Source organism: Streptomyces tsukubensis (genome assembly GCF_003932715.1).
In the GTDB taxonomy this organism is placed as follows: Bacteria; Actinomycetota; Actinomycetes; order Streptomycetales; family Streptomycetaceae; genus Streptomyces; species Streptomyces tsukubensis.
This window is the reverse complement of the sequence record NZ_CP020700.1, coordinates 3,564,832-3,580,894: the sequence shown is the minus strand read 5'-3', so window position 1 is coordinate 3,580,894 and position 16,063 is coordinate 3,564,832. Positions and strand designations below refer to the sequence as shown.

The window sequence follows — 16,063 nt, the reverse complement described above, 5'->3', positions numbered from 1 at the left end:
GGCCGTCCCCCTGGTCAGCAGGCCGCCGCCCGCTCGGGACGACGCACCTCCTCCGGCACACCGGACTCCGGACCCCGTCCCCCGGTCGCGTGCTCCTCCGGTATCAGCGTCCACCACCAGCGGATCACCGGGATGTCCAGCGGCTCGGTGCTGTCGTCGGTGGGCGTGGTCCGGAACGTGCTGGGGAACGCCGCGGGGTTGTCGGGCGTCGTGTACCGCAGGGAGCTGACACTCCAGTCCTGGGTGGCGCGGACGAAGTGCCGCAGTCCGTCCAGATAGCGGCACAGCTCGGGGCTCCCGCCGCGCCGGTGCCGTTCCGCGAGCCGCAGGAAGAGGCACATCACCCGGTCCCGCTGGCGGATCGCGGTGGCCAGGGCGGCGTCCGGCGACAGCTGCTCGTGGTGCTGGAGGACGCGGAGCGCGTTCAGGTAGAAACCCTTGCCCGAGGCCTCCTTGTGGTGCGAGAAGATGTCGTTGTCCCAGCTGATGATGAACGAGGTCATCTCGCACAGGGCGCGGGTGGCCGGATGGTCGCGTTCCTGGGGCCGCAGTTCGTCGCCGCGCCCCATCTCCAGCAGCGGGAACACCACCGTCGCGGCGCCGTCGTACAGACGCATCAGGGTGTAGTCGTTCAGATCGGGTACGGTGCCCGCGCGCCGGTGATCGGCCTCCCAGACGACGGAGAAGAAGTACTCGCGCAGTGCGTCCACCCAGCGCGTGGACTGGGCGTACGTACCGAAGCGGTCGATCCTGGCGCGCAGATCGCGCAGCCCCGCCGCGAGCGGGTCCGAGCGGAGGAACGGCCCGCCCGGGTCCTGGGCGACGCGCAGCAGCCGGTGGAGCACGCCGACGAGATCGCCGGGGCGGTGGCCGAGGTCGCTCTCCTCGCAGTAGCCGTCGTCCACGCCGAACAGCCAGAGCACGAAGTCGGCGAGGAGCTCGACCACCTCCTGCCGCCCTTCGGGCAGGATGCGGGCGGAGAAGGTGCCGATGTCATGGCGGACGAGTCTGCCGCGCAGCTCCGGGGAGCCGATGCGGAAGGACTCCGCCCAAGCCGCCGTCCGTGCCTCGATCACGGCGTGCCGTGGATGGATTGCCGGGGGAATCGGGGCGTAGATCGGCGGAACGGTCAACTGAGGCCCCACGCTTGATCACCTCTTTGCGGAATGCGACCACTGTGTACACGAAGATGTGCGGGGGGTTATGTGTATAGATCAACTATGTTGGATAGTACTGTCGGTGCGATAGGCATCCAACGGCCGCTTTCTGCCATCCGGCCAGGCGGCGTACGGGGTGCTGCGGCGGCGATCGCGGGGAATCGGAGCCGTCGCGTGCATCTCGCGCCCGGTGGATCCGGCCCGCGGAGCGGATGAATCCGCTGATGGCGATGGTCGGGGCGGCCGGGTGGCGGACGGGGGAGCGGTGGTGGGCGGCCCTATCCGCCGGGGGGTTGCGCGAAGGTTGCGCAGGGTGAGAATTGCGCCACGGCATGTGGACGGGCGCGGCGAATGGCGTAGAAAACACGGGCACTTGGAGCGGCGGGCGGCGCACTCGGCTACGTACGCGCGGTGCACAACAGACGTATCACTCCGCCAGGCGCATCCGGGGCCGCCCGGAGTGCGCCCGGCGTGCGTGGTGAATGGCGAGAAATGCGTGTTTGAAACGCCACGACGCCTTGCGGGATGCCCTTGGCGGGGCCTTCGCAAGGCGTCGGGAGCTGTCCGTGCTGCCCGTGCTGCCCGTGGTGTCTTTCCGGTCTGCTGCTTCCGGTCTGCTACTTCCGGGTGGCGGAGTTGAAGCGGATCATGTTCCCCGCGGGATCGCGGAAGGCGCAGTCCCGGACGCCGTACGGCTGGTCCATGGGCTCCTGGAGCACCTCGCCGCCCGCGGAGCGGATCTTCTCGAAGGTGGCGTCGACGTCGTCGGTGCGGAAGTTCACCCCGCGCAGCATGCCCTTGGCCAGCAGTTCGGCGGCGGCCCTCCGGTCGGCCTCGGAGGCGCCCGGGTCGGCGAGCGGCGGTTCGAGGACGACCTCCACGTTCTGCGAGGGCGCCCCGAGGGTCACCCAGCGCATCCCCTCCCAGCCGACGTCGTTGCGGACTTCCAGTCCGAGCGCGTCGCGGTAGAAGGTGAGCGCCTTGTCGGTGTCGTCGACGGCGATGAAGCACTGTGCAAGCTCGATGTCCATGCACTTCACGCTACGGACCGGCGCCGGGTCCCGCTTCTCGAATCCTGACCGGTCTGCTGTGGACCATGGCGACACAGCCGGGGACGGCGGCGCCGGCGCTGTGGTCCCGGGCCCGATAGGCGCTCGGGCTCTCCCCGACCAGCTCGGTGAAGCGGGAGCTGAACGACCCCAGCGACGTACAGCCGACCGCCATACAGACCTCCGTCACGGACAGGTCGCCCCGCCGCAGCAGCACCTTGGCCCGTTCGATCCGGCGGGTCATGAGGTAGCTGTACGGGGTCTCCCCGTAGGCGGCGCGGAACGTGCGGGAGAAGTGCCCGGCGGACATCAGCGCGATCCGCGCCAGCGCCGGGACGTCCAGCGGCCGGGCGTAGTCGCGGTCCATGGTGTCCCGGGCACGGCGCAGCCGGACGAGGTCGGGCAGGGGCACGTGCGACATGCTCTCCACGGTACCGACAGGGCGCAGGCGGTACGACCCGCGATCGGTACGGCCCGTGATCGGGCGGGCCCGCGCGTGGCCGGGGCCGTACCGCTGGGAACGTACCGCTGGGAAACGCGGTGGCACGGTCCCCGCCGCGCCGGTCAGGATCGCCGCGTGCACGCTCTCCTGGACCGCGGCTATGCCACCGAGGGATCCCGCGCGCTCGTCGACCACGGTTTCACCCGGCTCGCGGTCGAGCGGGTGACCGCGAACACGATGGCGGTCAACCGGGCGTCGCGGCGCGTGATGGAGAAGTCGGGACTCTCCTTCCTCCGCACCTTCACCGGCGACTGGCCGGAGGCCGTCCCCGGCTCCGAACACGGCGAGGTCGAGTACGAACTCCTGCGCACCGACCGGGAACGGCGCCGCTGACCTGTCCCGGGCGCCTGCGGGTGGGCCGCTCGCACCTACGGCCGACACCCCAGGACATCGGCAACCACACAGCTGACGTTGTCGGGGCCGCCGGAGCCGTTGGCGAGGGCGACGAGTTCCCGTACCGCCTGCTCGGGCTCGGCGATTTCGGAGAGCACCCGGCGGATCTCCTCGGCCGGCACGACGGTGGACAGGCCGTCGGAGCAGAGCAGATAGCGGTCTCCCCGCCGGGCGTCGTGCAGGCGCATATCGGGGGTGGAGTCCGCTCCCCGGCCCAGGGCGCGAATCAGCAGGGACCGCTGGGGGTGGGAGGCGGCCTCCTCCGGGCGAAGGCGCCCCTCGTCGACCATCGACTGCACCAGGGTGTGGTCGTGGGTGATCTGGAACAGTTCCCCGTCCCGCAGGAGGTGGACGCGGGAGTCCCCGATATGGACGAGGGCCAGCTGCGATCCGGTCCACAGCATCGCGGTGAGCGTGGTCCCGGCGTCTTCGGGAGCGGGGTCGACTCCGGAGACGCCCCGCACGGCCTGCCGGGCCCGGTCGACGGCGTCTTCGAGGGCGTTGAGGAGACCGGCCGCCGGGATGCTGCCGTCTTCGAGGCTTCTGAGCGCTTCGACGGCGGCGGCGCTCGCGGGGGCACCTCCGCTGCCGTAGCCGTCGGCGACGGCGAGCAGCCGGGACCCCGCGTAGACGGTGTCCTGGTTGCTCTGCCGGACCAGGCCGGGGTCGGAAAGGGCGGCGTAACGGATGCCCAGGGGCTCGGTGACCGGGGACATGACGGGGTCCTTTCGGGAGAGATGGTCGACGAGGAAGGCGGCCAGGTCCCGCCGTGCGGCGGTCTCGGCTTCGGCCCGGGCCCAGAACGCGCGGATCTCCTCGGCTGCCGGGCCGCCCTCCAGCGCACAGACCTGCCGGATGCGGGCGAGGGGCATCCCCAGCCGCCGGAGCCAGGCAACCAGCCGGGCCTGATCCAGTTGTTCCGGTGCGTAGAGGCGGTAGCCGGTCACCGGGTCCACGCGAGCGGGAGTCAGCAGGCCGAGTTCGTCGTACAGACGCAGCGCCTTCGGTGACAGCCGGGACGCCTTCGCGAACGCCCCGATGGTCAGCAACTCCATGCCCGCCCCTTCTCGTTCCGGGCGCTCCGCCCGGCACCACCGATGCTGCGGGCTCCCCCAGGGGGAAGGTCAACCGCGGGATCCGTCCTCGTGTCTGCGTGTCTGCGTTACCGCGTGTCTGCGATGCCGCCGGCTCGCCGCGCTCACCCACCGGGAGCGTTCAGGGCCTTGCCCGGCTGAAATCCATTGGTCCGCCCCCGTCGCCCGGCGGGATCATGAGCTGCCGCCGTACCGGGCCCGGAACGGCGGCAGCTCATGACGCCGCCCCTGGGAGGAACCCTGTATGACCCCTGCTCCGACAGTCCGACGCGTCCTCGGCGGCGGCCCGTTCGCCGAGATCGGAGAACCTGCTCTGGCCGTCACCGACGAGCGTTCGGGGACGGTCGCCGTGGGCGGGGACCTCGGGCATATCCAGTGGAGTGGCAATGGGACCGCGGACTCCGGATGGACGGGGCACCGGATCGGTGTCTATGAGCAGGACGGGCTGCGATGCCGGACCCTGGTGCGGTCCCGGTACCCCGTCCGGTCTCTCGCCTTCCACCCGGCCCTTCCCCTGTTGGCCGTTGGTACGGGGTCCTACGACGGCGGCTACTTCTTCACAGGCGAACTGCTGCTGATACACCTCGACTCCGGCGAACCGGTGTCCGCCCTGAAGTACCCGCGGGAGGTGCTCGATGTGGAATGGCGCAGCGAGACGGCACTCCGTCTGGTCCTGGCGCCGTGGGACGACTGGGACAACCCGCGGGCATCCGAGGAGGGCCATACGGTCGTTGTGACCCGCTCGGACTGGCGTGCCGTCGGTCAGGGGACGATCGGTTCCGCGGAGCTGGCCGTGCCCGCGGAACCGGCCGTCCGGCAGGACCACAGCGCGGCGGCCCGCCGGTTCCTCGCGGACCTCGCGACCTCGGCCGGCCGGCAGTGGTCCGTACGCCGGCGGGTGTGGGCCGTCGAAGGTACGGAGGACGGCCGCGTGCTGGCCGCTCTGGACGGGGTTCTGGCGGAGTCGTGGCTGCCGTCGGGAGACCTGCAGTGGGCGGTCGAGGACGAGGAGGGCGGTCGGCAGCTGATTCCGGCCCCCGACGGCGTATCGGTCTGGACCAACGCCGAACGCCGCGGTCGCCTCAAGCCGGAAGGCGGCCGGGAGGTGTCCGCACCCCGGACGGCCCGGATCTCCGTCGACACGGGGCAGGTGCTGGAGACCCTGAACCCCGGTACGTTCACGGTTCTCGTCGCGGCCGGCCGCAGGACGGTCCTCAGACGGTTGGACGGCCGCCGCGAGCTTTCGCAACGGCTGCTGATGTTCGACCTCGACGGTCCGGTGAAGGGTCCGGAGGCCGGTCCGGTGAACGGTCCGAAGGTCGGGCACTTCGACCTGTTCAACCACCCGTTCCCGGTCCGTCGCGCGAGCCGCCCGTACGTCCTGGTCGGCACCGTCCCGGACCAGCCGCACCGGGACAAGTGGGTCGCCGCCCTGGAAGCCGACGGGACGCTGCGACGGCTCTTCCCGCACTCCTGGGTACCGGAGGAGCATCACTACGGGGGGCCCGCGGTCGAAATGGGCCGGTCCCTGGTCCATGCCGGCGCCGTCCACCGTCATCAGGGGTTCCCACCCGGTAGCGCCTATGTCGTACGGCGATCCCCGGACGGCTCGGTCGAGTGGCAGCACCGCACCGATCATCAGGCCACCGCCCTCGACACCGACGGGGACACCGTCTACGTGGCCTACAACTCCGGCGCCCTGACGGCACTGGATGCCGGTGACGGCTCGGTGCGCTGGCATACCGAGCTGAAGGTCGACGGGGCACCGACCACGGCCCTGTCCCTTGCCGTGGCGCCCCGGGGGCACCTGCTCATCGGGACCGTCGACGGCCGGATCCTGGAGTGCCCGACTCGGCCGTGACCGTCTCGGCCGTGCCCGTTTCGGCCGGTCCGGGAAACCGTCCGCGAGGGCGTCTCCGGGATTCGCGCTACGGCACGGCGGCGCTACGGCACGGCGGCACGGCGGCACGGTCTCAGCCGTACCGCGCGACGAGCGCCCTGCCGATCGACGCCAAGCGGTCCCGTACGCCGGGAGGGCCGGTCACCTCCAGCCATTCGACCAGCCCGGCGAGCTCGCCGGCGCCGACGTACTCGTTGGTGCCGCGGATCACGACCTCGATGCGGCCGTCGGCCGTGGCACCTCCCACCTCCAGCCGGTCACCGAAAGCCATCCGGAGCACGTCCAGCCCGTGGGGCACGCAGACCGCCCGGATTTCGAGGGGCGTTCGCCTGCGGTCGACCTCGTCGGCGATCGCGCGCCAGCTCTCGGCAAGGTCGAAGCCCTCGGGCCGGACCACGGGATCGCCGGTCGGGTCGACGGACGACACACGGTCGATACGGAAGGTCCGCCGGCCGGCCGCGGTGCCGGCAACGAGGTACCAGGACGGACCCTTGGCGACAATGCCCAGCGGATGGACGGTCCTCTCGGTCCCGGCGCCTTCGCGGTCGACGTAGCCGAGGCGCACCCGGACGCCGCGGATCACCGCGTCCTGGAGTTCGTCGAGGAAGCGGGGCGGCGGGTGTTCGACCCGGGTCGACCCCCATCGCTGCGGGTCCCTGACCAACGACGAAGCCGCCGCCTCGGCCTGCACCCGGAAGGGCTCCGGCAGGGCTTGGACGAGCTTGCGCAGAGCCGCCTTCACGGCCGGTGTCGCAGCCGAGGCCGGGCCGGCGACCAGGAACAGGGCGCGGGCCTCACTCGCGGTCAGCCCGGACAGGTCGGTACGGGCGCCGCCCACGAGCCGCCAGCCGCCGCCCCGGCCCTGCACGGAGTACACGGGCACCCCGGCCATGGCCAGGGCGTCGAGGTCGCGGCGGGCCGTGCGCTCGGAGACCTCCAGCTCACGGGCGACCTCTGCCGCTGTCACCTGCTCGCGCCGCTGCAGCAGGAGGAGGACGGCCACCAGCCGGTCGGTTCGCACAACGGCAACGCTTCCACGGAAACCGGTCATGGGGTGACCGCTTTCGGTCGGCAGGATGGCAACACGACCTCACCGACAGGTCCACTGCCCACACTCGTATCGCCCCTCGGCCTGTCAGGGCTGCGCCGATACCGTCTTCGGGAACCTTCGTCGACCGATCGCCCCGAAGAGACGAGAGGAAAAGTCATGTTCAATCCAGCCGATTTCCCCGAGCCCACCCTTGTTCCGGTCAACGGTGTGGAACTCGAAGTCTTCGAAGCGGGCCCCCGAAAGGGAGGAAAGCCCGTGGTGCTCTGTCACGGCTGGCCGGAGCACGCCTATTCCTGGCGCCACCAGATTCCCGCCCTTGCCGCAGCGGGCTACCACGTCATCGTCCCGAACCAGCGGGGTTACGGAAATTCGTCCCGGCCGGCCGAAGTGACGGACTACGACATCGAACACCTGACGGGCGATCTCGTCGCACTGCTCGACCACTACGGATACCAGGACGCCACCTTCGTCGGTCACGACTGGGGTGCCATGGTCGTCTGGGGGCTGACCCTGCTGCATCCGGACCGTGTGAACAAGGTGATCAACCTGAGCCTGCCCTACCAGGAGCGCGGCCCGAAGCCCTGGGTCGAGGTCATGGAAGCTGCGCTCGGCGGCGATTTCTACTTCGTCCACTTCAATCGGCAGCCGGGCGTCGCGGACGCCGTTTTCGACGAGAACACCTTCCGGTTCCTCCGCAATCTCTACCGGAAGAACGTACCCCCCGCCGAGCCTCGGCCGGGTATGGCCCTGATCGACCTCGCCAGGGCGGAAACACCACTCGGTGATCCCGTCATGAGCGACAGCGAACTGGCCGTTTTCGTCTCCGCCTTCGCATCGACGGGGTTTACGGGCAGTGTGAACTGGTACCGGAACCTCGACCGCAACTGGCACGTGCTGGCGGCCGCCGACCCGATTATCCGGCAGCCCACACTCATGATCTACGGCGACCGGGATGTGGTCCGGAAGTCCGAGAAACTCGCGGAGTTCGTGCCCCGGGTGGAGGTGGTCAACCTGGATTGCGGTCACTGGATCCAACAGGAGAAGCCGGAGGAAACGAACCGGGCGATGACCACCTGGCTGGCGCAGCAGGATGCCGGCCAGTGACATGTGATCCGGTTCGTATCGTCTGAGGCTCTTCGAACCGTCGGGCAGTGCGTGCGCCACCCCTCCGGCCGGGGCCCGAGGGGTGGCCGCCACTGCCCGGCCGGGCCGCGGCCACCGGCCGTACCGCAGTCCGTACCGCAGGCCGGGTCGGCCCTTCTCCCACCCGGACGCGCGGCAGTCGTGTTGTGTAGCGCACTATTGCAAGCATCTGCTTGCAATAGTTAGCAGGGCTGGTGCACGATCGGGGCATGGCATCGCTCAACGTCGGCAATCTCGGTGAGTACCTCCGCGAACAGCGGCGCAGTGCGCAGCTTTCGCTGCGGCAGCTCGCGGATGCCGCCGGGGTGTCCAATCCGTATCTCAGCCAGATCGAACGCGGGCTGCGCAAGCCGAGCGCGGAAGTGCTCCAGCAGGTCGCCAAGGCGCTGCGGATCTCCGCCGAGACGCTCTATGTGCGGGCCGGGATCCTCGACGAGCGGGACCGGGAGGAGCTGGAGACCCGGGCGGTCATCATCGCCGACCCCTCCATAAACGAGCGGCAGAAGGCCGTTCTGCTCCAGATCTACGAGTCCTTCCGCAAGGAGAACGGATACGAGGTCTCGGACGGCTTTGCTGCCGCGGACCCCGCCGCGACGGACGCCTCGACGGGCGCGGACGTCGTGCGGCCCCCGCAGGACCCCGAAGGGCCGGACGGCCCGCGGGAGCCGCGGGGCGCGCAGAAGAAGCCCGCCGAAGCCGATGCAGACGAGAGCCGGAAGGGCGGGCGGCACGGCGACAGCGCCGCCGGTACGCCCCAGAGCTCGGACTGAACCGCGTCCCACGGGAGGACCACCGATATGGCCATCACCGATGACCTGCGCGAACTGCGCAAGAACCTCAGCGACCCCACCCCCCTCTACTTCGCCGCCGGTACGGCCGACCTCGCCGTGCAGCAGGCACTGAAGGTCCCCGCGCTGCTGGAGCAGCTGGCCGCCGAGGCGCCGGAGCGCATCGAGGGGATCCGCAGCGATCTGAACGAACTGCGGAACACCGACCCCAAGGCTGTCCAGGAGCGGGTGACGGGCCAGGCCAAGGAGGCCCAGGCCACCGTCTCCGCCAAGGTCAACGAGGTCTTCGCCGGGCTGGGCGGCCTCGACGGCGACGATCTGAAGAAGCTGGGCGAGACCGCCCAGGACCTGGCGCTCCGCGGGGTCGGCGTCGCCGCCGAGTACGCGGTGAAGGCCCGGGAGACGTACGAGCGCGTCGCCGAGCACGGCGAGCAGACCGTCCGAACCTGGCGCGGCGAGGCCGCCGAGGAGATCACCGAGATCGCGGTCGCCGTCGAGCCGGAGCCCGCGCCCGCCCCGCGGTCCGCGCCCGCGTCCGCGCCGAAGCGGGAGCCGAAGACCGCGGCGAAGGCCCGGACGCGGGCCGCCAAGCCCGCTGCCGGAGCCGCGGGGAACAAGGCCGCGGCCGGTACGGAGCCCAAGGCCGAGCCGAAGGCCGCCGCGAAGAAGACCCCCGCCCCGCGGCGGGCGCCCGCCGCCCGCCGGACGGCCGCGAAGAAGACGAACCCGCCCGCTAAGTGATCGCGCGGGCGCTCGGAGGAGTGCAAGAGCGCGGACCGGGCACCTTTCAGGCGTCCGGTCCGTTCTCCGTCCATGCCGGGTACCGTTTCCGGTGAGGGCGTTCCATCATCGACCCCCTAGGCGGTGCCACCATGCTGCGTGAGAACTTCGACTTCTCGCTGTCGCTGCTCCTCTTCCTCGTCTTCACGGTCTCGTCCGTGGCGGCGCTGCTGATGGCCGCCTTCACCCGCGAGGACGCCTTCCGCGCCGCCGACAAGCAGACCAAGCCCTTCTGGCTGATCATCCTCGGTATCACGGTCCTGGTGAACCTGCTGATCCCGATGCTCTTCCTGTCCCTGCTCGGGCTGGTCGCGACGATCGTCTTCTTCGTGGACGTCCGCCCCGCGACCAGGCAGGTCAGCGGCGGCGGCAAGCGCCGCGGCGGCTCCAGCAGCGACGGTCCGTACGGCCCGTACAACGGCGGCCGGTAAGCACCGGCGGCCGCCCTTCCCCTTCCCGGGGCGGGGCCGCAGGTTGTCCGGACCAACGCCTATCAGGACGGGCGCGGGTCCGGATACGTTTCCGGTCTCCGCGGCCACTGCCCGTGACGACCCTCCGCACCGACCATCCGTGGCGCCGCGCCGGCTGTCTGTGCCCCGTGCCGACCGCCCCCTGCCCCGCGCCGGCTGTCTTCGGCGGGTCCCTCGGCGCCTGCCGCCTTCCCGGCGGTCCGGTCGGTCAGCCGCGGCTCAGCAGCAGGACCGCCACATCGTCCGTCAGCTCGCCGCCGTTCAGCTCGCGCGCCTGGACGACCGCCGACTCCAGCAGCGCCTCGCCCTCCTGCCCCGAGGCCAGCAGACGGGTGATCATCGACTGGAGGCCTTCCTGCCCCAGCCGCTGCTTCTCGCCCGGTCCCGTCCGGCCTTCGATCAGCCCGTCCGTGTAGAGCAGCAGCGACCAGGCCCCGCCCAGGTCGATCTGGTGGCGCGGCCAGCGGGCCCGCGGCAGCAGACCGAGCGCGGGACCGCCACCCTCGTGCGGCAGGAGCTGCGCCGCCTGGCCGCCGCGGATGAACAGCGGCGAGGGGTGCCCGGCCAGGCAGAGGCCCGCCCGGCGCCCGTCCGGGGCGATGTCGATCGTGCAGAGCGTTGCGAAGATCTCGTCGCTCTCGCGCTCGTGCTCCAGGACCCGCTGGAGCGTGGAGAGCAGCTCGTCCCCGCAGAGTCCCGCGAAGGTCAGGGCGCGCCAGGCTATCCGCAGCTCCACTCCGAGCGCCGCCTCGTCCGGGCCGTGACCGCAGACATCGCCGATCATGGCGTGGACCGTGCCGTCCGGGGTGCGGACCGTGTCGTAGAAGTCACCGCCGAGCAGCGCCCGGGAGCGGCCGGGCCGATAGCGCGAGGCGAACCGCAGCTCCGACCCCTCCAGCAGGGGAGTGGGCAGCAGCCCGCGCTCCAGCCGGGCGTTCTCCTGGGCCCGCAGCTTGGACTCGGCGAGCTTCCGCTGCGCGGTGTCGGCGCGCTTGCGCTCCACCGCGTAGCGCACGGTACGGCTCAGGAGCCGCCCGTCCAGCTCGTCCCGGAAGAGATGGTCCTGGGCGCCCAGCTTCACCGCCTCGGCCGCGCGCTCGGTATCGCCCGAGGTGGTCAGCGCGAGGACGGCATGGCGGGGCGCGAGCCGCAGGACGTGCCGGAGCGGACCCAGCCCGTCCGCGGCGCCTGCGTTGCCTGCGGGGAGGGCGAGGTCGAGCAGGACGCAGTGCACATCGTCGGTGAGGAGCCGTTCCGCTTCGGTCAGATTGCGGGCGGTCCTGATCCGGACCCGGGTCGCCGTGCCACCACCGGACTCGGTCAGCTCGGGGACGGTGAACGTCCCGGTGGGGTCGTCCTCGATGACCAGGAGCGTGAGCTGCGCGGGCTCGGCGGCGGGAGCGGCGGCCCCGCCGACCGTGGGTTCGGCGGCAGCGGCGGCGCTGGTGGCTGCGGGCGCCGAGGCGTCTGCTTCGGCTCCCGTGACGGAGGAGTTCCTCTGTCGCGGTACGGGTACGGCCATGGGTCCGGTTCCTTTCCCTCCCCCGAGGGCGCGGAGGACCGCCGATCGACGACCCGCCGACGGGGACCATAGCGCTCCGGTGCGGTCCAACGGAATGCGCTTCCGCTCCCGCCGTGACCGACTCGGCCACCCTCCCGCGGCCCTCCACCCGGTTTCCACCCGCCACGCCCGGGGCCCTTCACCCCCGGCCCGGTTCCACCGCCGCCCCCGGCCCGCGTGACCGAACGCACACCGGGCGCCCGCGCCGGACGCCCCGGCGCGGGCTCACACCCCCGGGGGCCGCCTCGGCTCCCTGACACCGGCCCCTGCGGCCCCCGGGAGCACAGCGCGGCCGTGCCGGATGCCCGAGCGCGGACTCCCGCCGCGGCGACCGGCCGGTCGGCCCCGAATCCCCGGCCCCGAATCCCCGGCCCCCGGCCTCCTCGGCCCCCGCGAGCCCCGGCTCAGGCGCCGGGGCGGACCACTCCGAGGATCTTGTTGGCTCCGGCACCCGTGACGGTGACCGTGCGGCCGGGGCGCGGGGAGTGGACTATCTTGCCGTCGCCTATGTACATCCCGACGTGGCTCGCGTCGGCGTGGTAGATGATCAGGTCGCCCGCCCGCATCTCCTTCATGTCGATCCGCCGCAACTGCCGCCACTGCTCCTGCGAGGTGCGCGGTATCGTCACGCCGGCCGCCGCCCACGCCTTCGACGTCAGCCCCGAGCAGTCGTACGACTTCGGGCCCTCCGCACCCCATGCGTACGGCAACCCGACCTGGGCAAGCGCGAACTCCACCGCCTTGCCGCCCTCGGCGCTGACGGTGCCCTTGACCTCCTTCAGGGCGCCCGACTGCAGCCAGGCGGTCTGGGCCCGCTCCGCGGCCTGCTTCTCCAGGAGCAGCAGCCGGGCCCTCTCCTCCTTCTCCAGCCGGGCTTCCAGCTTCTCCGCCTCGGCGATCTTCGTGGCGACGCGCTTCTTGGCGTCCGCCATGCGCTGGCGCTGGGCCTCCAGGGACTTCCAGTGGGTGCCGGCGTTCTGCGCGTAGGTGTCCAGTTCGGACCGGGCCTGCTTCAGATCGCGCAGCAGGTCCTTCGTCGCCTTCTGCCCCTGGGCCAGTCTGCTCGCGTTGTCGAGGAAGAGCTGGGGATCGTCGGTCAGCATGAACCGCGCCTCGTACGGCAGTCCGCCCGTCCGGTACTGGGCGCGGGCGGCGGTGCCCGCGGCGTCCTTCAGATCGTCGATGCGCTGCTGGGCGCGGGCGGCCTCCTTGGCCAGCTGCACGATCTCCGACGACTGCCGATCGGCCTGCTCCTCCGCGAGGTTGTACGCGTCCGTGGCGGATACGGCCTGGTGGTAGAGGTCCTCTATCTCCAGCCGGACCTGCTCCAGCGTCTTCCCGCCCGCAACAGGCGAACCGACAGCACCGGCCGAACCGGCAGCCGTGCCCGCCGTCCCTGCCGTCCCTGCCGTCCCTGCCGTCCCCAGGGGTGGAGCCACCGGAGGCGTGGGCTCACCCGGCGCCGCGAAGGCGGTGGTGGCCGGAACCGCCGACAGCGTCACCGCGCAGACCAGAACGATCGCGGCGGCGGCCCAGTGTCGTCGCGTCACGATTCCCCCTCCTTCAGCTCCCGCACCCCGTGCAACAGCGGCAACTATCCAATGATCTGATGAAGCGTCAGTAACTTTTTGAGCTGCGGTGATGGTGTCATGGCCCCGCCCAAATCGACAGGGTCCCTCGGCCTATCACGTCCCCCTCGGTCCATCACGCGCCCGGCGTATCACCCTCAATACGTCCGCCCCGGCCCCCGGGTTCCCTGCCCGGATACACGTTCACTCGAACCAGTGACCGAAAACGGGCACAGCTGCCCTGCGGCCTCAGCCGCCTCCACCGGGCGCCAGCGCCTCCCAGGCCACCGTGACCTCGCCCTGCCGCCACCGCCGCCGGTCGTCCCGCAGCGGCCAGTCCGCCCCCAGCGCCCCCACCGCCGCGATCCACCGCTGACGCGCCCCCAGCGAGGCGTACGGCGCGGCCGCCGCCCACGCCCGGTCGAAGTCCCGCAGGAACGCATGCACCGGCTCACCCGGCACATTCCGGTGGATCAGCGCCTTCGGCAGCCGTTCCGCCAGGTCGGAGGGGCGGTCCAGGGAGCCGAGCCGGGCCGCGAAGGTGACCGTACGCGGCCCCTCGGGCCCCAGCGCCACCCACACATGACGCCGCCCGATCTCGTCACACGTCCCCTCCACGAGCAGCCCGTCCGGCGCCAGCCGCCCGCACAGCCGCGCCCATACGGCGGCGACCTCCCCCTCCTCGTACTGCCGCAGCACATTCGCCGCCCGGATCAGCGTCGGCGGGACCTCGACCGGCACCTCGAAACCGCCGTGCCGGAAGCTCAGCCCGGCCTCCTCGTACGGTTTCGCCGCCGCCACCCGCTCCGGGTCGATCTCGATGCCGACCACCTCGCAGCGCGGATCGGCCTCGGCGCGCAGCCGCCGCGCGAGTTCCAGGGTGGTCCAGGGAGCCGCGCCGTACCCGAGGTCCACGGCCAGCGGACGCCCGCTCGCCCGCAGCGCGCGCCCGTGCGCGGCCGCAATCCAGCGGTCCATGCGGCGCAGCCGGTTCGGATTGGTCGTCCCGCGGGTGGCGGTACCGACGGGACGGGTGCTCATACGTCGAGGGTATGGCCCCTCCGGTACGACCGGCTCCGGCACCCGGGAGGACGTGGCCCCGGCGCCGGGAAGGCCTCCCCCCTCACTCCTCTCCCCGCACGCGCCCCTCGGAAAAGTCCAGCAGCGGCCCGGAGGGGCGGGCGTCCAGCCGGTGCGCCGCGGTCGACGGACTGCCCGGCACCGGCCCCTGGGTCACTCGGCCGGTGCGCGGGCCGAAGGGCCCGGTCGCTCAGGTTCCGCCGGGTTTGCCCGTCGAGACCAGCAGGAGGACGGACGAGCCCGGTGCCACCGGTTTTGCGCCGCCCCGGGGCTGACTGCTGATCACCTGCCCGGCGGGAGCGTTCCAGTCCGTGTGCCGCATGATCGTGCAGCTCAGTCCGAGTCCGCGCAGCAGGCTTCCGGCCTGTTCGACCGGCATGCCGGCCAGGTCCGGCAGCGCGATGCCCGCTCCCGCGGTCTGCTCCTGCTCCTGTGTCGGAGTCGCATCGGCGCTTCCGCTCTTGGGGGTGCCGGTGGCGAGCGGGGTGCACGCCCCGTTCGCCGGTGGGGACAGGGACGGGGAGGCGCCGGGCGCGGGCGGCACGGGCTTCAGCGCGAAGAACCCCACCGTGGCGCACGCCAGCACGCAGCACGCCGCAGCGGTGCCGAGGAGCGCCCGGCGGGTGCGGCTGCGGCTGACGGCTCGCTCGATCGCGGCCGCGTCGACGACCGGCGCCGTCGGCCCGTCGGCGAAGGAGGCCACCGCGGCACGCAGCTCGGCTTCGAGGCCCGGCTCGAACGGGGCCGGTCCGGACGACGTGTTCCTCACTTCGTACCTCCGAAAGCGGCCGACGGCGTGTGCGGCGCCTGGGCGCCCGATACGGAATCGCGCAGCTTGGCCAGGCCGCGGGCGAGCTGGGACCTCACCGCACTCGAAGAGATGTCCAGGACGTCGGCGACCTGCCGGGCGTCCAGATCGTGCAGGTAGTACAGGACCACCACGCTGCGCATGCCCATCGGCAGCCCGAGCAGTGCCTCGATCAGTTCCGCGCGCAGATCCACCTGCCCGAACCGGTCCCGGGGGTCGGCCGTCTCGGGCACCCCCGACAGCCCGGGGCGCTCGCCCCGGCGCGACAGCCGCCGCCAGCGGTCGTTGGCCAGGTTGACCAGCACTTTGCGCACGTACGCCTCCGGCGAGTCCGCCACCGCGACCTTCCGCCACTGTCGGCACGCCCGCTCCAGCGTCTCCTGCACCAGATCCTCGGCCACGTGCACGTCACCGGTCAGCGCATACGCGGTGCGGAACAACGCTCCCGACCGCTGTGCGACGAACTCCGTGAATCCGATGCCCGGACCGCTCCTGCGAAACCTCACCCGCCGACCTCCTCTCCTCGTCCCGTCCCGATCACTGCCCCCATGACGGCGGAACGGGGCCGGGTGCTGCACCGAGGCGCCGGCAGTGACGTGAATCACAGCCGGGACGGAAGGGGGTCCCAGGACCTCGCGCCGCTGCCGCCCGGGGTGCGGGCGGGGCCCGGCGAAGCGGAGGGCCGCCGGGCGGGCGGCCCGCAGTCGGCCGAGAAGAAC

15 protein-coding genes and 1 pseudogene are annotated in these 16,063 nt (G+C 71.8%); 6 read left to right on the top strand and 10 right to left on the bottom strand.

Annotation, left to right across the window (positions count from 1 at the left end; genetic code table 11):
• Window positions 1-14: 14 nt before the first annotated feature.
• The 3 genes from B7R87_RS14265 to B7R87_RS14255 all read right to left on the bottom strand — a co-directional run bounded on the left by B7R87_RS14265 (window position 15) and on the right by B7R87_RS14255 (window position 2,627).
• Window positions 15-1,145, bottom strand: a complete 1,131-nt coding sequence (locus B7R87_RS14265) for a selina-4(15),7(11)-diene synthase (RefSeq protein ID WP_040915798.1) — start codon at window positions 1,143-1,145, stop codon at window positions 15-17.
• Window positions 1,146-1,774: 629 nt separating this feature from the next.
• The gene (locus B7R87_RS14260) at window positions 1,775-2,188 is read right to left on the bottom strand and encodes a VOC family protein (protein ID WP_006348377.1); all 414 of its coding nucleotides are present in this window, start codon (window positions 2,186-2,188) and stop codon (window positions 1,775-1,777) included.
• Between the two features lie 10 nt (window positions 2,189-2,198).
• On the bottom strand, window positions 2,199-2,627 hold the full coding sequence (locus tag B7R87_RS14255; RefSeq protein WP_040915804.1) for a helix-turn-helix transcriptional regulator: 429 nt from the start codon (window positions 2,625-2,627) through the stop codon (window positions 2,199-2,201).
• A 174-nt stretch (window positions 2,628-2,801) separates the two neighbouring features.
• Between B7R87_RS14255 and B7R87_RS14250 the strand changes: the two are divergent.
• Window positions 2,802-3,041: pseudogene (locus B7R87_RS14250) on the top strand (GNAT family N-acetyltransferase); the annotation flags it as partial.
• Between the two features lie 35 nt (window positions 3,042-3,076).
• On the opposite strand, the gene B7R87_RS14245 reads toward B7R87_RS14250, so the two are convergent.
• On the bottom strand, window positions 3,077-4,156 hold the full coding sequence (locus B7R87_RS14245) for a protein phosphatase 2C domain-containing protein (protein ID WP_006348380.1): 1,080 nt from the start codon (window positions 4,154-4,156) through the stop codon (window positions 3,077-3,079).
• Between the two features lie 283 nt (window positions 4,157-4,439).
• On the opposite strand from B7R87_RS14245, the gene B7R87_RS14240 reads away from it, so the two are divergent.
• Window positions 4,440-6,056 carry an outer membrane protein assembly factor BamB family protein gene (locus B7R87_RS14240; RefSeq protein ID WP_006348381.1) on the top strand — a complete coding sequence of 539 codons (1,617 nt, stop codon included), beginning with the start codon at window positions 4,440-4,442 and terminating at the stop codon, window positions 6,054-6,056.
• A gap of 112 nt (window positions 6,057-6,168) precedes the next feature.
• Here the strand turns inward: B7R87_RS14240 and B7R87_RS14235 are convergent, their stop codons facing one another.
• Complete coding sequence (locus tag B7R87_RS14235) at window positions 6,169-7,116, bottom strand: helix-turn-helix transcriptional regulator (RefSeq protein ID WP_006348382.1); 948 nt, start codon at window positions 7,114-7,116, stop codon at window positions 6,169-6,171.
• A gap of 186 nt (window positions 7,117-7,302) precedes the next feature.
• On the opposite strand from B7R87_RS14235, the gene B7R87_RS14230 reads away from it, so the two are divergent.
• From B7R87_RS14230 to B7R87_RS14215, 4 genes are all read left to right on the top strand, one after another.
• A complete protein-coding gene (locus B7R87_RS14230) occupies window positions 7,303-8,250 on the top strand; it encodes an alpha/beta fold hydrolase (protein ID WP_006348383.1) in 948 nt (315 codons plus the stop codon).
• A gap of 248 nt (window positions 8,251-8,498) precedes the next feature.
• A complete protein-coding gene (locus B7R87_RS14225) occupies window positions 8,499-9,059 on the top strand; it encodes a helix-turn-helix domain-containing protein (RefSeq protein ID WP_006348384.1) in 561 nt (186 codons plus the stop codon).
• 27 nt (window positions 9,060-9,086) lie between these two features.
• Window positions 9,087-9,818: a hypothetical protein gene (locus tag B7R87_RS14220; protein ID WP_130585385.1), complete on the top strand. Its 732-nt coding sequence runs from the start codon at window positions 9,087-9,089 to the stop codon at window positions 9,816-9,818.
• 131 nt (window positions 9,819-9,949) lie between these two features.
• A complete protein-coding gene (locus B7R87_RS14215; RefSeq protein ID WP_006348387.1) occupies window positions 9,950-10,288 on the top strand; it encodes a DUF2516 family protein in 339 nt (112 codons plus the stop codon).
• A gap of 247 nt (window positions 10,289-10,535) precedes the next feature.
• Here B7R87_RS14215 and B7R87_RS14210 read toward each other — a convergent pair whose 3' ends face one another.
• The 5 genes from B7R87_RS14210 to B7R87_RS14190 all read right to left on the bottom strand — a co-directional run bounded on the left by B7R87_RS14210 (window position 10,536) and on the right by B7R87_RS14190 (window position 15,823).
• A complete protein-coding gene (locus B7R87_RS14210; protein WP_006348388.1) occupies window positions 10,536-11,849 on the bottom strand; it encodes a PP2C family protein-serine/threonine phosphatase in 1,314 nt (437 codons plus the stop codon).
• A gap of 443 nt (window positions 11,850-12,292) precedes the next feature.
• Complete coding sequence (locus B7R87_RS14205) at window positions 12,293-13,438, bottom strand: C40 family peptidase (protein ID WP_006348389.1); 1,146 nt, start codon at window positions 13,436-13,438, stop codon at window positions 12,293-12,295.
• A gap of 267 nt (window positions 13,439-13,705) precedes the next feature.
• Window positions 13,706-14,497 carry a methyltransferase domain-containing protein gene (locus tag B7R87_RS14200; RefSeq protein ID WP_006348390.1) on the bottom strand — a complete coding sequence of 264 codons (792 nt, stop codon included), beginning with the start codon at window positions 14,495-14,497 and terminating at the stop codon, window positions 13,706-13,708.
• Between the two features lie 229 nt (window positions 14,498-14,726).
• Window positions 14,727-15,305, bottom strand: a complete 579-nt coding sequence (locus B7R87_RS14195; protein ID WP_006348391.1) for a PASTA domain-containing protein — start codon at window positions 15,303-15,305, stop codon at window positions 14,727-14,729.
• Complete coding sequence (locus B7R87_RS14190; RefSeq protein ID WP_073785247.1) at window positions 15,302-15,823, bottom strand: SigE family RNA polymerase sigma factor; 522 nt, start codon at window positions 15,821-15,823, stop codon at window positions 15,302-15,304. The genes B7R87_RS14195 and B7R87_RS14190 overlap by 4 nt, the downstream gene beginning before the upstream one ends.
• Window positions 15,824-16,063: the final 240 nt, after the last annotated feature.

Bases quoted from the DNA above. Each gene is read 5' to 3' on its own strand.
- B7R87_RS14200 (WP_006348390.1), bottom strand. From the start codon at position 14,497: ATGAGCACCCGTCCCGTCGGTACCGCCACCCGCGGGACGACCAATCCG.
- B7R87_RS14220 (WP_130585385.1), top strand. From the start codon at position 9,087: ATGGCCATCACCGATGACCTGCGCGAACTGCGCAAGAACCTCAGCGAC.
- B7R87_RS14240 (WP_006348381.1), top strand. From the start codon at position 4,440: ATGACCCCTGCTCCGACAGTCCGACGCGTCCTCGGCGGCGGCCCGTTC.
- B7R87_RS14230 (WP_006348383.1), top strand. From the start codon at position 7,303: ATGTTCAATCCAGCCGATTTCCCCGAGCCCACCCTTGTTCCGGTCAAC.
- B7R87_RS14245 (WP_006348380.1), bottom strand. From the start codon at position 4,156: ATGGAGTTGCTGACCATCGGGGCGTTCGCGAAGGCGTCCCGGCTGTCA.
- B7R87_RS14210 (WP_006348388.1), bottom strand. From the start codon at position 11,849: ATGGCCGTACCCGTACCGCGACAGAGGAACTCCTCCGTCACGGGAGCC.
- B7R87_RS14225 (WP_006348384.1), top strand. From the start codon at position 8,499: ATGGCATCGCTCAACGTCGGCAATCTCGGTGAGTACCTCCGCGAACAG.
- B7R87_RS14215 (WP_006348387.1), top strand. From the start codon at position 9,950: ATGCTGCGTGAGAACTTCGACTTCTCGCTGTCGCTGCTCCTCTTCCTC.
- B7R87_RS14260 (WP_006348377.1), bottom strand. From the start codon at position 2,188: ATGGACATCGAGCTTGCACAGTGCTTCATCGCCGTCGACGACACCGAC.
- B7R87_RS14255 (WP_040915804.1), bottom strand. From the start codon at position 2,627: ATGTCGCACGTGCCCCTGCCCGACCTCGTCCGGCTGCGCCGTGCCCGG.